15 protein-coding genes and 1 tRNA gene are annotated in these 14,056 nt (G+C 63.0%); 6 read left to right on the top strand and 10 right to left on the bottom strand.

Annotated features, from left to right (window positions below):
• Positions 1–65: 65 nt before the first annotated feature.
• Both urtA and ACR0NB_RS12525 read right to left on the bottom strand, forming a co-directional pair.
• Positions 66–1,340 carry an urea ABC transporter substrate-binding protein gene (urtA, locus tag ACR0NB_RS12530; protein WP_480775849.1) on the bottom strand — a complete coding sequence of 425 codons (1,275 nt, stop codon included), beginning with the start codon at positions 1,338–1,340 and terminating at the stop codon, positions 66–68.
• 287 nt (positions 1,341–1,627) lie between these two features.
• Positions 1,628–1,936 carry a hypothetical protein gene (locus tag ACR0NB_RS12525; protein WP_480775848.1) on the bottom strand — a complete coding sequence of 103 codons (309 nt, stop codon included), beginning with the start codon at positions 1,934–1,936 and terminating at the stop codon, positions 1,628–1,630.
• A 289-nt stretch (positions 1,937–2,225) separates the two neighbouring features.
• Here ACR0NB_RS12525 and ACR0NB_RS12520 point away from each other — a divergent pair, with 289 nt between their 5' ends.
• Both ACR0NB_RS12520 and ACR0NB_RS12515 read left to right on the top strand, forming a co-directional pair.
• Positions 2,226–3,737: an FAD-binding domain-containing protein gene (locus ACR0NB_RS12520; protein WP_480775847.1), complete on the top strand. Its 1,512-nt coding sequence runs from the start codon at positions 2,226–2,228 to the stop codon at positions 3,735–3,737.
• 6 nt (positions 3,738–3,743) lie between these two features.
• The gene (locus tag ACR0NB_RS12515; protein WP_217353607.1) at positions 3,744–3,896 is read left to right on the top strand and encodes a DUF2256 domain-containing protein; all 153 of its coding nucleotides are present in this window, start codon (positions 3,744–3,746) and stop codon (positions 3,894–3,896) included.
• On the opposite strand, the gene ACR0NB_RS12510 is transcribed toward ACR0NB_RS12515, so the two are convergent.
• The 8 genes from ACR0NB_RS12510 to ACR0NB_RS12475 all read right to left on the bottom strand — a co-directional run bounded on the left by ACR0NB_RS12510 (position 3,893) and on the right by ACR0NB_RS12475 (position 11,102).
• Positions 3,893–5,437: a cryptochrome/photolyase family protein gene (locus ACR0NB_RS12510; protein ID WP_480775846.1), complete on the bottom strand. Its 1,545-nt coding sequence runs from the start codon at positions 5,435–5,437 to the stop codon at positions 3,893–3,895. The two genes, ACR0NB_RS12515 and ACR0NB_RS12510, sit on opposite strands and share 4 nt — an antisense overlap.
• A 135-nt stretch (positions 5,438–5,572) precedes the next feature.
• Positions 5,573–5,648 (bottom strand) — tRNA-Thr (locus ACR0NB_RS12505).
• A 196-nt stretch (positions 5,649–5,844) separates the two neighbouring features.
• Complete coding sequence (dxs, locus tag ACR0NB_RS12500; RefSeq protein WP_480775845.1) at positions 5,845–7,773, bottom strand: 1-deoxy-D-xylulose-5-phosphate synthase; 1,929 nt, start codon at positions 7,771–7,773, stop codon at positions 5,845–5,847.
• A 15-nt stretch (positions 7,774–7,788) separates the two neighbouring features.
• A complete protein-coding gene (locus ACR0NB_RS12495) occupies positions 7,789–8,655 on the bottom strand; it encodes a polyprenyl synthetase family protein (RefSeq protein ID WP_170405743.1) in 867 nt (288 codons plus the stop codon).
• Positions 8,655–8,897: an exodeoxyribonuclease VII small subunit gene (locus tag ACR0NB_RS12490; protein ID WP_005979588.1), complete on the bottom strand. Its 243-nt coding sequence runs from the start codon at positions 8,895–8,897 to the stop codon at positions 8,655–8,657. The genes ACR0NB_RS12495 and ACR0NB_RS12490 overlap by 1 nt, the downstream gene beginning before the upstream one ends.
• On the bottom strand, positions 8,894–9,820 hold the full coding sequence (locus ACR0NB_RS12485; RefSeq protein WP_170405746.1) for a histone deacetylase family protein: 927 nt from the start codon (positions 9,818–9,820) through the stop codon (positions 8,894–8,896). Before ACR0NB_RS12485 ends, ACR0NB_RS12490 begins: the two co-directional genes overlap by 4 nt.
• A 71-nt stretch (positions 9,821–9,891) precedes the next feature.
• The gene (locus tag ACR0NB_RS12480) at positions 9,892–10,593 is read right to left on the bottom strand and encodes a response regulator (protein ID WP_170405750.1); all 702 of its coding nucleotides are present in this window, start codon (positions 10,591–10,593) and stop codon (positions 9,892–9,894) included.
• On the bottom strand, positions 10,590–11,102 hold the full coding sequence (locus ACR0NB_RS12475; protein WP_093964014.1) for a MarR family winged helix-turn-helix transcriptional regulator: 513 nt from the start codon (positions 11,100–11,102) through the stop codon (positions 10,590–10,592). Before ACR0NB_RS12475 ends, ACR0NB_RS12480 begins: the two co-directional genes overlap by 4 nt.
• A 158-nt stretch (positions 11,103–11,260) precedes the next feature.
• Between ACR0NB_RS12475 and ACR0NB_RS12470 the strand changes: the two genes are divergently transcribed.
• The 4 genes from ACR0NB_RS12470 to ACR0NB_RS12455 all read left to right on the top strand — a co-directional run bounded on the left by ACR0NB_RS12470 (position 11,261) and on the right by ACR0NB_RS12455 (position 14,054).
• The gene (locus tag ACR0NB_RS12470; protein WP_170361299.1) at positions 11,261–12,127 is read left to right on the top strand and encodes a branched-chain amino acid aminotransferase; all 867 of its coding nucleotides are present in this window, start codon (positions 11,261–11,263) and stop codon (positions 12,125–12,127) included.
• Positions 12,128–12,235: 108 nt separating this feature from the next.
• A complete protein-coding gene (locus tag ACR0NB_RS12465; RefSeq protein ID WP_170451704.1) occupies positions 12,236–13,186 on the top strand; it encodes an AraC family transcriptional regulator in 951 nt (316 codons plus the stop codon).
• 109 nt (positions 13,187–13,295) lie between these two features.
• Complete coding sequence (locus tag ACR0NB_RS12460) at positions 13,296–13,661, top strand: hypothetical protein (protein WP_170369040.1); 366 nt, start codon at positions 13,296–13,298, stop codon at positions 13,659–13,661.
• Between the two features lie 186 nt (positions 13,662–13,847).
• Positions 13,848–14,054: a hypothetical protein gene (locus ACR0NB_RS12455; protein WP_170457117.1), complete on the top strand. Its 207-nt coding sequence runs from the start codon at positions 13,848–13,850 to the stop codon at positions 14,052–14,054.
• Positions 14,055–14,056 lie beyond the last annotated feature (2 nt).

The raw sequence follows: 14,056 nt of genomic DNA, 5'->3' as shown, positions 1-14,056 counted from the left end.
GGGGAGACCTCGGCATTGGGCCCCGGGGCACACGTGACGCGCCCCGAGGTGTTCCGGTTCAGATCTTAGTAGTTCGATTTGATCTGTACGCAGCTTTTCGTTTCGGTGTTGTACATACCGCAACCCAGCTCTTTCCAATCCGAGACCAGAACCGCGGATTCGGGCAGGTAGTCCGTCCAGGCATCGCCCGGAACCTCTTCGGTCTGGCTGATGATGTCGAACTGACCGTCTTCCTGGATTTCACCGATCAGAACCGGCTTGGCGAGGTGGTGGTTCGGCAGCATGACGGCCGTGCCGCCCGTCAGGTTCGGGAATTCCTGGCCGTACATGGCTGCGCGCACGGCATCGACATCCGTCGAGCCCGCCTCGGTCGCGGCGTTCACCCACATGTTGAAGCCGATGTAATGCGCTTCCATCGGATCGTTGGTCACCCGATCTTCGCCCATGCGGGCTTTCCAGGCGGCAACCCAGGCCTCGTTCGCTTCGCTCTCTGCCGACTGGAAGTAGTTCCACGCGGCCAGATGTCCGACAAGGTTGGTCGTGTCCAGGCCGGCCAATTCTTCCTCGCCGACCGAGAAGGCAACTACTGGGATGTCATCGGCCGAGATACCTGCGGCGGCCAGTTCCTTGTAGAAGCCCACATTCGCGTCGCCGTTGATGGTCGAGATGACGCCGACTTTCTTGCCGTCCGCGCCCAGCGCAACAACATCCGCCACGATCTTGGACCAGTCGGAATGGCCAAAGGGCGTGTAGTTCACGAAGATGTCCTCTTCGGCGATGCCTTTCTGCTTCAGATAGCTTTCGAGGATGTTGTTCGTCGTGCGCGGATACACGTAGTCGGTGCCCAACAGGGCGAATTTCTCGACCCCCAGTTCCTCAAGGAAGTAGTCCGTTGCCGGGATCGCCTGCTGGTTCGGTGCGGCACCGGTGTAGAAGACGTTCTTCGAGCTTTCTTCGCCTTCGTACTGAACCGGATAGAACAGCAAACCGTTGAGCTCTTCGATGACCGGCAATACGGATTTGCGGGACACCGATGTCCAGTTGCCAAAGATCACGTCAACTTCGTGTACGGTCAGCAGTTCGCGCGCTTTCTCGGCAAACAGCGGCCAGTCCGAGGCGGGGTCGACAACTACGGCTTCCAGCTCGCAGCCCAGCAGGCCACCAGCTTCGTTCTGCTGTTCGACCAGCATCTCCATCGTGTCTTTCAGCGTGGTCTCGGAGATGGCCATCGTGCCGGACAATGAGTGCAGAACGCCCACTTTGATCGGGCAATCGGCCAGCGCGGGCAGGGCGGTTGCGAACAATACAGAAGCAGTAGTGTTGAGTAGTTTGGAGTGCATCAGCGTTTCCTTTTGTGCGATGCGCAGCAGGCTTGTCCGGAACGTCGAAACATCCCATATACCCCCCACGCTTAATTGCGGTGTGCGAGGGCGTCATCAGGTTCCTAGGCCGGGCACCTTCGCACATTTTCCAAGCCGTCTTTCGGCGCACCACATTGCTAGGTCAGCTTTTGCCGGGGCTCAGAGTCCGGTGGCGTGAGTTTTTGGATTGATTCAGCGTGTTGCCCAAATTTGCGGCGGTGCCGCATGGTTCGCCCAAAAATGCGGCGCTGCAGCGAAGAGTGGTCTTAGACGCCGCCCAGTATCAGCAGGCTGCACTGATCGAGAAGGTCGCTGGCCGTTTGCCGCGCGGCGCTGGCCGCCGTGATGTCCGAGCCAAAGGTTGCCGTATGGAGCAAGCGCGCATGGGCGTGTTTTGAGTTCACCCGGTGGCTCACGACCAGTTCGGCCTCCTCTGCCGTCACGGTCGCCTCAAGCAAGGACACGAAGCCGCCGCGAAGCAACTCATAGTCCTGCGCCTTGGGGTCGTTCAGAAGCCAGGCATGCTCCATCTCGGCCGAAAAACGCCCGGCGCAGCCGGCAAACGATTTGACCATGTCGGTTTCAGCATGAAGCAATCCGATGGATGAGAAAGTGCATAGTGCTGAAACGAAAATAGTTTTCAAAGCGCCCATGTTTTGATCATTGCAACCGAAAAAGCGCCCGTCAAGGCAGCGCTTTGTGAACTGGCCTGCCCATTTCCCGAAAGGCTTCGGTCGCACCGGGCCATGACGGAACCGGTTCCGCGCGGTTTTTGCGTCCCGGCCCTGCCGGGGCGTATTGCACCCGGTTGAGGGCTGGCCGGACCAGACTAGCTATTGCCCAGATTTGGTTCGGAGAACGGTTTTGCAGATCGTCTGGTTCAAGCGGGATCTCAGGGTGCAGGACAATCGTGCCCTGGCTCAGGCGGCACAGCGGGGGGCGCTGGTGCCGCTTTACGTGGTTGAACCCGATCTTTGGCGTCAACCCGACATGTCCGCTCGCCAATGGGCGTTCATCCACGAAACCCTGGTCGAGCTGCGCAGGCAGCTTGCGGAACTGGGCCAGCCTCTGGTCGTACGGATGGGCGAGATGCTGTCGGTTCTGGACGATCTTGCGCAAAGTTTCGACCTTACGGCCCTGTGGTCGCATGAAGAAACGGGAAACGACTGGACCTTTCAGCGGGACAAACGCGTGGCGTCCTGGTGCCGAACCCAGGGTATTCCCTGGCACCAGCCGCGCAATCACGGGGTTCGCCGCCGTCTGGCGTCGCGCGATGGCTGGGCCAAAGAGTGGGATCGCTTCATGAGCGAACCGATCACGCCCGCACCCATATTGCGGCCCATCCCGATGGACCCGGGTGGGATCCCGTCCAGCGGGGAACTGGGGTTGCGCCCGGACCCATGTCCACGGCGCCAGTCGGGCGGCCACACGGCGGCGTCGGACCGGTTGACCACATTCCTGAGCACGCGCGGCCGGACCTATCGCAGCGCGATGTCCTCACCTCAGCTGGGGGAACATGCGTGTTCGCGCCTGTCTCCGCATCTGGCGTGGGGAACGCTGTCGATGCGCGAAGTGATGCAGGCCACATGGGCGCGGCAAAAAGCGTTGAGCCACACCCCCGACAAACAGTGGCGGGGGGCGATGTCCTCGTTCGAAGGCCGGCTGCATTGGCACTGCCACTTTATCCAGAAACTGGAGGATGACCCCCGGATCGAGTTCCAGAACGTGCATCGCGCTTATGACGGGATCCGCCCCTTGGCCCCGGATTCGCATCGGCTGGAGGCCTGGGCCAACGGTGAGACCGGCCTGCCATTTGTTGACGCATGCATGCGGTACTTACGGGCAACGGGGTGGCTCAACTTTCGAATGCGCGCGATGGTGATGGCGACGGCCAGCTATCACCTGTGGCTTGACTGGCGCGCGCCCGGTGAGGTTCTCGCCCGCCTGTTCACCGATTACGAACCGGGCATCCACTGGAGCCAGGTGCAGATGCAGGCCGGCACCACGGGTATCAACGCGCTGCGGATCTACAACCCGGTGAAGCAGGGCCATGATCAGGACCCGACCGGGACTTTTACCCGCCGTTGGTTGCCGGAATTGGCGGATATCCCGGATCGCCATCTGCAAGAGCCGTGGAAGGCCAAGAATGCAGGTGCCGTGCTGGGCAAACGCTACCCGATGCCCATCGTTGATCACGTCGCGGCGGCCCGATTCGCCCGGGATCGGATCTGGGCGGTGCGGCGCGGGGAAGGTTTCCGGGACGAGGCTGCGAAGGTCTTGGCCCGGCATGGCAGCCGCAAAGGGCGCTTGCGGAAAGGAAACAGCCGTGCGACCACCTGCAACCCGGCGCAATTGTCATTGGATCTGGGGGACTAGATGCGGATGCGGAAAAAGTCGGATCTTCCGACGAAAACCTGCGCCACATGCGGGCGCCCTTTCACCTGGCGGCGAAAATGGGCCAAGGTCTGGGACGAGGTCCGCCACTGCTCGCAGCGTTGCCGCCGAGCCCGATCGTCTTCGACCGGCCAACGCTAGAGGCTGTCGAGTATCTCGCGCGCGCTGTCGCGGTATTGGGCCTGTTTTTCGGGGTCCATCCGGTCCCAGGTTCGGTAGGCATGGCCCAACCTGGGATTGCCACGCAGCTTGTCGGCGTTGCGTGCTAGGAAATCCCAGTACAGTGGATTGAAAGGGCAGGCATTCGCACCGAACTTGCGTTTCACGTCATAGCGGCAATGCGAACAGTGATCCGACATCTTGTTGATGTAGTTTCCGCTTGCTGCGTAGGGTTTTGACCCAAGCAATCCGCCATCGGCGAATTGGCTCATTCCGATCACGTTGGGGGCCTCGACCCATTCATACGCATCGGCGTAAACCGCCAGGTACCACTCGTGGACTTCGTGCGGATCGACCCCGGCCAGCATCGCGAAGTTGCCAGTCACCATCAGACGCTGGATATGGTGGGCATAGGCGTGGTCGTGCGTCTGCCCGATTGCGGCCGCCATGCAGGCCATTTCCGTTTTGGCCGTCCAGTAGAAATCCGGCAGCGGGCGGGTTGCCCCGAAATGGTTGCGCTCCGTGTACCCGGGCATGTTCAGCCAATAGAGGCCCCGAACATATTCTCGCCAGCCGATGATCTGACGGATAAAGCCCTCGACCGCATTCAAAGGCGCGCGGCCTTCATAGTAGGCACGCTCGACCTGCCGGCAGATCTCCATCGGCCCCAGCAGACCCGCGTTCAGGTGATGCGACAGGACCGAGTGATAGAGGAACGGTTCTGCCTGTAGCATTGCGTCCTGATGGTCCCCGAACAGAGGCAGAGCGTGTCCCACGAAATGGTCCAGCGCCTCGAGCGCGCCGGCGCGGGTCACCGCGAACCAGAACGGGCGCAGCTGTCCGAAGTTGTCGCCAAACTGGGTTTCGACAAGGCTCAGAACCTCGGTGGTGATGTCATCCGGCTCAGATCGGGGCGGTTGGGGCATGAACAGATCGGCAGTGGCGGGCTTGCGGTTTTCCGCATCAAAGTTCCAGCGCCCGCCTTCGGGTTGGTCGCCGTTCATCAACAGCCCCGTTTTGCGCCGCATCTCGCGATAGAAATATTCCATCCGCAACTGCTTGCGTCCGTCCGCCCAATTGCGGAACTCCTGATGCGTGGCGACAAACCGGTCATCTTCCAGCACATGTAGATCGGTTTGGCTTTGGTCCGCCCATTCCAGCAAGGCGGTTTTCAGCCGGTACTCGCCGGGCTCGGTCACCTGAACGTTTGTAATCGACAGATCCGCGATGGCCCGCGCGATCTCGCCTGTGATGGAGCCGGTATTGTCAGGGTCATCCAGTTTGACATAGCGAACTTGCCACCCCGCCTCACCGAGCTCATCTGCGAAATGGCGCATCGCCGAAAAGACAAACGCGATCTTCTTTTTGTGATGCGGAACATATCCCGCCTCGTCCGCGGCTTCGGCCATCAACACCGTGTCGCGCGCCTTCTCAGCCTGGCTCAAGGCGCTTAAGCTTTGGCTCAGTTGGTCGCCCAGAACCAGGATGAGCCGGCTGGGGGAGCGTTCGTTTGTCTGCGTCATTTCCGTCGAGTTAGGGCCGCCTCGCGGATGAGCAACCTAAACTTCTGGAAAGGTTGAACGGCAGATAAATTGCGAAACCGAAGCAACAGACGGGAAAACTGGCGGCAAACCAGAGAAGTTTGTTCCAAGAAGCTATGGTGCCGCTGAAGGGACTCGAACCCCCGACCCCATCATTACGAATGACGTGCTCTACCAGCTGAGCTACAGCGGCCCATTTTTCGACGCGCACCCGTGCCGGTGGGGGCGCGGTATGCGGTGCGAAGGATCGTTTAAACCGTCCAACGGGCGTAGGCAAGACCGGTTGTTGACCCCGATGTGAGGTTTTGCTGGTGGGCGACTGGCCTTGTTCACCCGTCGTTCGACCCGAGTGCCGCTCGGGCCGAGGGCAGCCGACGATCCGGTCGGGATCAGGCGCGTTTTTCGCCGATTGATGCGATGCCCAGTACGGCAAGCACCTTGGCTTCGATATTTTCGGCGTTCATGCCTGCGACCGCGTACATGTCGGCGGGGCTGGCCTGGTCGATGAAAATGTCCGGCAGCACCATCGAGCGGTATTTCAGTCCGCGGTCGAACACGCCCTCATCGGCCAGCAGCTGCGCCACGTGGCTGCCGAACCCCCCGATGGCGCCTTCCTCGATGGTGATCAGCGCTTCGTGGTTGGCGGCCAGGTCCAGGATCAGGTCGCGGTCCAGCGGCTTGGCGAACCGGGCGTCGGCGATGGTCGGGGTGATACCGCGCGCGGCCAGAGATTCGGCGGCCTTCTGCACCTCGGCCAGCCGCGTGCCGAAAGACACGAGCGCCACCCGCGCGCCCGACTGGATCAGGCGGCCCTTGCCGATTTCCAGAACCTGTCCACGTTCGGGCAGATCGACGCCCACGCCCTCGCCCCGCGGATAGCGGAACGCGATGGGGCCGTCGTCATGGGCGACGGCGGTGGCGACCATGTGCACCAGTTCGGCCTCGTCGGCGGCGGCCATCACCACCATGCCCGGCAGGTTGGACAGGTAGGCGATGTCGAACGACCCGGCATGGGTCGCGCCATCGGCACCCACCAGCCCCGCGCGGTCGATGGCAAAGCGCACCGGCAGGCGCTGGATCGCCACGTCGTGCACCACCTGGTCATAGCCGCGCTGCAAAAACGTGGAATACATCGCGCAGAACGGCTTCATCCCACCCGCCGCCAGCGCGGCCGAGAACGTGACCCCGTGCTGTTCGGCAATCGCCACGTCGAAACAGCGCGACGGGTAGCGTTCGGCGAACAGGTTCAGCCCGGTGCCGTCGGGCATCGCCGCAGTCACCGCCACGATCTTGTCGTCCCGGCTGGCCTCGTCCACCAAGGTTTTGCCGAAGACCGAGGTGTAGGACGGCGCGTTCGACGGCGCCTTCTGCTGCTTGCCGGTGACCACGTCGAACTTGGCGGTGGCATGGCCCTTGTCGCGGGCCTGCTCGGCCGGGGCATAGCCCTTGCCCTTTTTGGTCAGCGCATGGATCAGAATTGGCCCGGTCGCCCGCGCCTTGACCGTACGCAGCACCGGCAGCAATTGGTCCAGGTCATGCCCGTCGATCGGGCCGACATAGGAGAATTCCAGTTCTTCGAACAGCGTGCCGCCCACGGCCATGCCCTTGAGCATCTCCTTGGCGCGCTTGGCGCCTTCACGGAACGGTTCGGGCAGCAGCGACACCGCCCCCTTGGCGGCGGCCTTTAGATCGTGGAACGGCTCTTCGGCATATATGCGCGAAAGATAGTTCGACAGCGCACCCACGGGCGGGGCAATGCTCATCTCGTTGTCGTTCAGGATCACGATCAGGCGTTTTTTCAGGTGGCCGGCGTTGTTCATCGCCTCGAAGGCCATGCCGGCCGACATCGACCCGTCGCCGATCACGGCGATCGCGTCGCCCAGCCCCTCGGGCGTGACCCCGCCCAGGTCGCGCGCCACGGCAAAGCCCAGCGCCGCGCTGATTGAGGTCGAGCTGTGCGCCGCGCCGAACGGGTCATAGGGGCTTTCGCTGCGCTTGGTGAATCCGCTCAGGCCATCCTTCTGGCGCAGGGTGCGGATGCGGTCGCGCCGCTCGGTCAGGATCTTGTGGGGATAGCACTGGTGCCCGACATCCCAGATGATCTTGTCGCGCGGCGCGTCGAACACCGCGTGCAGGGCCACGGTCAGTTCCACCACGCCCAGCCCCGCGCCCAGATGCCCGCCGGTCACCGAGACGGCCGAAATCGTCTCGGCCCGCAACTCGTGTGCCAGCTGATGCAGCTGCGCGTCCGAAAACTGCTTGAGATCCGCCGGGCGGTTCACAAGGTCCAGAAGCGGGGTGTTCGGACGGTCTGACATGGCATCCCTTACGGTTCAGCTTTCACGCGCAATAACGAAGCGGGCGGCGTCCTTCAAGGTTTCGGCCCGTGCTCCGTAACTGTCGAGGGCGGCGCAGGCTTCATCGACCAGCTCCGCCGCGCGCGCCTTCGCCGCATCCAGACCCAGCAGCGAAACGAAAGTTGCCTTGCCCGCATCGGCATCCTTTTGCAGGCGCTTTCCCGCCTTTTGGGCATCGCCCTCGACATCCAAGATGTCGTCGGCGATCTGGAAAGCAAGACCCAGCGCCCGGGAATACAGACGCATGTGTTCGGGGCTTTCGCCGGCCAGACGGGCTCCGGCGCAGCCGGACCATTCGATCAGCGCCCCGGTCTTGCCGGCCTGCAGCCGGGTGATGTCCTCCAGCGAGAGCGGTTGCTGCGCCGTTTCGGCAGCAATGTCCAGCGCCTGCCCCAGCACCATGCCCTGCGCGCCCGCCGCCTGCGCCAGCGTCAGGGTCAGGTCGGCACGGATCTCGGCCGGCCCCACTTCGGGGCGGGCGCACAGCTCGAACGCCAGCGCCTGCAAAGCGTCACCAGCCAGCACCGCGATGCCGTCGTTCCATTGCTTGTGCACGGTCGGACGGCCGCGCCGCAGGTCGTCATCGTCCATGCAGGGCAGATCGTCATGCACCAGGCTGTAGGCGTGCAGCGCCTCGATCCCGGTGGCGGGCCAGATCGCGCAGGTGTCGTCCATCCCGTGCAGCCGGGCGCTTTCCAGCACCAGAAATCCTCGCAGCCGCTTGCCGCCCTGCGTGGCATAGGCCATCGCGCGGGTCACATCGACATCGTCCAGCGCGCCCAGAACCAGATCGAACTGCGCCTGGATCAGCGCAGCATCCTGCACCAGCCTTGCGGAAAACATTACAGACCTTCGACAGGGGTCGTCCCGGTGGGCTGCCCATCGGCATCCAGCGTGATGGCGGCCACTTTCTCCTCGGCGCGCTTCAGCTCGTCCTCGCAGCGTTTCTTCAGCTTGGCGCCGCGCTCGTACAGGGCGATCGACTGGTCCAGCGCTACGTCGCCGCGCTCCAGTTGGCCGACCACGGCCTCCAGCTCTTTCATCGCCTGTTCGAATGTCATCTGTTCAACGGGGGTCTCGGTCATCGGGCTGCCTTCATCAGTTCTTCAACATGGGCGCGTGTGGCCTTGGCCAGTGCGTTCAGATCATACCCGCCTTCCAGAGTCGAGACGATACGGCCCCCACACAGCTCATCTGCGATCCGGCACAGCTGAGCGGTGATCCAGGCGAAGTCGTCGGTGGACCAGTTCAGATTGGCCAGCGGGTCGTCCTGATGGGCGTCGAATCCGGCCGAGATGATGATCAACTCGGGCTTGAACGCGCGCAGCCGTGGAAAGGCTTGTGCTTCGTAGGCCGCGCGCATCTCGGCCCCGGCGGTGCCGGGGGCCAGCGGGATGTTCACGATGGTGTCGTGCTCACCGGTCTCATCCGGCCGTCCCGAGCCCGGCCACAGCGGCATCTGCTGGCTGGTGATCACCAACGCCCGGGCCTCGTCCCACAGCAGATCCTGCGTGCCATTGCCGTGGTGCACGTCGAAATCCACCACCGCGACCCGATCCAGTCCGTGATGATCCAGCGCATGTTTCGCCGCCAGAGCGGCATTTCCGAACAGGCAGAACCCCATGGCGGTTTCACGTTCGGCGTGATGGCCCGGCGGCCGAATGGCGCAGAACGCATTTGGCGCCTCACCGCCCAGCACCATGTCCACCGCCCGCACAACGGCCCCCGCCGCCCGATAGGCCGCATCGACCGAGCCGGGTGACATGAACGTATCCCCGTCGATCTGGCGGAACCCTTCGGTCGGGCGGCTGTCACGGATTTCGCGAATGTAACTCTCGGGATGGATGCGCAGCAGATCGTCATCCGCCGCCAGCGGCGCGGTCACCCGCTGCAGGTCCAACGACTCCAGCGCATGCAGGATATGTTCCAGCCGGGCCACCCGCTCGGGGTGCCCCTCGGGGGTGACATGACCCAGACAGTCGGCATGCGTCAAAACAGCGGTCTTCATGAATATCCCCCAACTTCATCTGGCCAAAAATATCCTCGCCGAAGGCAAGAAAACGCCGGGCGGCGGCAAAATCAATCCGGCGCCAGCATATATCCCGCACCCCGCACCGTCTGCAGATAGCGCGGCTGCTTCGGGTCCTGCTCGATCTTGCGGCGCAGGCGCGTGATCTGCACGTCCACTGCGCGTTCCTGCGCCTGTCCCTTGTCGCGCCCCAGATCCTCGACCAGCTTCGACCGGCTGATCGGCTCGCCCGGCTGGGCCGAGAAGATCTTCATCAACTGGCTTTCGGTGGCGGTCAGCCGCACCGGCTCTTCGCCCTGCCACATCTCGCCGCGTTCGATGTCATAGCGGATCGGCCCCAGATGCAGGATCTTGGCAGCCGTATCCTGCACGGTGGTTTCCGGCATCCGCCGCAGGATCGCGTTGATCCGCAGCAGCAGTTCCTTGGGCTCGAACGGCTTGGCCAGGTAATCGTCTGCTCCGGCTTCCAACCCGGCGATCCGGTGCTCGGTCTCGCCGCGTGCGGTCAGCAGCAGGATCGGCGTGTCATGCGTCTCGCGCAGGGCCCGGGTCAGGCTGACGCCATCCTCGCCCGGCATCATCACATCCATCACGATCAGGTCGAAATCCAGCCCCGACAGGACCCGCCGCGCATGGGCGGCATCACGCGCCGCCGTCACCAGAAATCCGCTGCGCATCAAGAACTTCTTGAGCAGATCACGGATGCGTTCATCGTCATCGACGATCAGAAGGTGGGCGTCCACATCGCTCATGAAGTTGAATCCCGCAGTTTCACATAGGCTCGACGCATATCAGCATCCATCATCGCTTCAAGAACTTTGCGGAACCCGGCAACCGCCTCGGGGCCGGCATCTTTGTAGGCCGCGCGCATACGGGCGCGCTGGGCGTCCGACAGCTGCGACTCGAGCGCCTTGCCCTTTTCGGTCAGGTACAGGTGGCGTTCGCGCTTGTCGACGGTGCCGACCCGGCTCTCGACCAGGCCGTCGTCGATCAGCGTGCGCAGCACCCGGTTCAGCGACTGCTTGGTCACCCCCAGGATCGCCAGCAGGTTGTTCACCGTGGTGCCAGGCGCACGGTTGATGAAATGGATCGCCCGGTGATGCGCCCGGCCATAGGCCATTTCGCTTAGGATGCGGTCGGGGTCGGCGGTAAAGCCACGATAGGCGAAGAACATCGCCTCGATCCCCTGGCGAAGCTGTTCATCCGTCAGAAACAACAGGCTTTCTCCGCCAAAGACCGGGGCGGGGCGGATCTCGGACATATCGGGCCTCATTCGTTACACGCCCCGACTTTAAGTCAGCGTTATTGACATTCCAAGGGCGGACAGGTATCGAATCGCAGTTTTTGCGCAATTTTGTGTCCGAGTCGGACCTAAGTAGCGCAACAATCGGAAATGTGGCCCGGGTCAGGAGGTTTCGGATGGCGGGATATGACGATCGTGACGGTGTCATCTGGATGGATGGCGAATTTGTGCCCTGGCGCGACGCCAAGGTGCATGTCCTGACCCATGCGATGCACTATGCCAGCTCGGTCTTCGAGGGCGAACGCGCCTATAACGGCAAGATTTTCAAAAGCCGCGAACATTCCGAGCGGTTGATCAAGTCGGCCGAGGCGCTGGACATGCCGATGCCCTACACGGTCGATCAGATCGAGGCGGCCAAGACCGAAACGCTGGAAAAAAGCGGCCTCAAGGACGCATATGTGCGCGCGCTGGTCTGGCGCGGTTCGGGCGAGGACATGGGCGTGGCCTCGGCGCGCAACCCGGTGCGCATGGCCATCGCGGTCTGGCCCTGGGGCGCCTATTACGGCGACGCCAAGATGCAGGGCGCCAAGCTGGACATCGCTGAATGGAAGCGGCCCAGCCCGGAAACCATCCCGGTCCATGCCAAGGCGGCGGGGCTGTACATGATCTGCACCATCTCCAAGCACAAGGCCGAGGCCAAGGGCTGTTCGGATGCCTTGTTCATGGATTACCGCGGCTATGTGGCCGAGGCGACCGGTGCCAACGTATTCTTCGTCAAGGATGGCGAAGTGCATACACCGCTGGCCGACTGCTTCCTGAACGGGATTACCCGCCAGACGGTGATCCAGATGCTGAAAGACAAAGGCATCACCGTACACGAACGCCACATCCTGCCCGAGGAGATGGCCGAATTCGAACAGTGCTGGCTGACCGGCACCGCGGCCGAGGTCACGCCGGTGGGCCAGATCGGTGAGTATACCTTCGAGGTCGGCGACCTGACCCGTGAGATCGCCAACGATTACGAACAGCTGGTTCGCAGCTGATCCGACATCCGCTCGGGCGGTGGCCGACCGGCCTTGCCGCCCGTCCGGGGTTTGTTGCAGATCGTCCGCTGCGCTGGACGATCGGGTGCGAATCCGTATCCTTGGCGCATGTTGGACCTGCTCAGCGATATCCTGACGCGCCTGTCTTTGCGGGGCACCCTGTATTTCCGGACCTCGTTCACGCCGCCCTTCGGCGTGCAGGTGCCTGCATTCGAAAACGTCGCCCGGTTTCACTTCGTCCAGCGCGGAGAGCTGAAGGTGCATGTGTCCACCACCGGCGAGACCCTGCGGTTGCGGCAGGGGGATCTGATCCTGATCCCGCACGGGGCCGCACATGCGCTGCTGTGCAGCGAGGTCCGGCCCGTGGATGCTCTGCCGCTGGAGCAGGTTCTGGACCGGGCCGGCTACAAAGGTGACGGTGTGCTGGTCTATGGCGGAGCCGAGCAGGACCGTGACACCCAACTGATCTGCGGGCATTTCTCGTTTGCCGGTCCGGCCGGGCGGCGCGGCACCGGGCACATGCTGATCGATCGCCTGCCGCCCTATATCCTGATCGAGAATTACGGCGAATCCGCCGGGGCCTGGATCGAGGCGACGCTGCGGATGATCGAATCCGAGGTTGCGGGCGCCCGGATCGGCGGTGACCTGATCGCGCTGAAACTGTCCGAGGTTCTGTTCGCCCAGGCGATCCGCGCCTATCTGGAACATCAAAGCCCCACCGATGCGGCCCTGTCGGGCTTCGCCGATCCACGTATATCACGCGCGCTGGGCGCCTTTCACCGCGACCCGGCCCGCGAGTGGAGCGTGGCATCGCTGGCGCGTGAAGCCGGCATGTCGCGCACGACATTCGCACAGCTGTTCACCCAGAAGATGGGCACCACGCCCATGCAATACCTGACCGACTGGCGTATGCAGATCGCCTGCCACGGACTGATCGAAAGCCGCTGGAACGTGGCCGACGCGGCGGCTCAGGTCGGCTATGCCTCCGAGGCAGCGTTTTCGCGGGTGTTCAAGAAGCAGATCGGTCTGTCTCCGGCCGCCTACAGGGCGATGCACTGATCCGGCGATTCGACGGACGATCTGCAAGATATCCCAAACGATCTGGGCTGCTGCGTTCGGGCTGGCGAACATATCCTTGATCCATCGTCAATCAAGGAAAGGAAACATCATGTCTCTGCGTTTCGTTACCCGCACCATTCATGCCTATCTGGACTACCCGGTGGCACTTGCCCTGATGGGGCTGCCTTTTGCCCTGGGACTGGGCGCGTCGAACCCGATTGCGCTGTGGCTGTCGGTGGCCACCGGCGTGGCGGCTTTCGTGCTGACGGTGCTGACGGATCATCACCTAGGCGTCTGGCGCGTGCTGCCCTACAGGTTTCACCTTGCCGTCGATCTGCTGGTGGGGCTCACCTTCCTGTTCGCGCCCAGCCTGTTCGGCTTCACCGGTCTGGATGCGGTCTACTACTGGCTGAATGGCGCCGCTGTGGTGGCCGTAGTCTCGCTCAGCGCGCCCGACCAGACAGCCACCGCCTGACCCCTTGCTCCGGCCATTTGGCCGGGGCGAATTTTGGTCTTGAAAAGTCCGACAGAAATTGTCAGTTATAGGCCAACGCCAGATACGCCGGTATCAAGCCTTTGATTCCGAGACGGCCTGCGCGCCAAGCCGAACATCTGCGAGGGCGCGCCACCGTCTCGGAAACGATTTCGGAGAGGCCACGCGATGCGCGACCCGATACTCGAACTTCTGTCCAGTTCAGACCTGCCCCTTGGCAGCGGGTGTTGCGCCGATGGCGACCTGGTGGCCTACCTGGACTGCAAGTGCCAGGACGGACGCTGTGATCGGGCGGCCGGGGTTGCGGACGCCCGGATCGCCACTGTCCCCCAGAGCACGCCGGCGGCACCGGCAAGTGGAGACGCCCTGCGCTGACC

It is taken from the genome of Ruegeria sp. CG3 (assembly GCF_056537205.1).
Note: the sequence above shows the minus strand (reverse complement) of the source record. Positions and strands in the feature narration are given on the sequence as shown.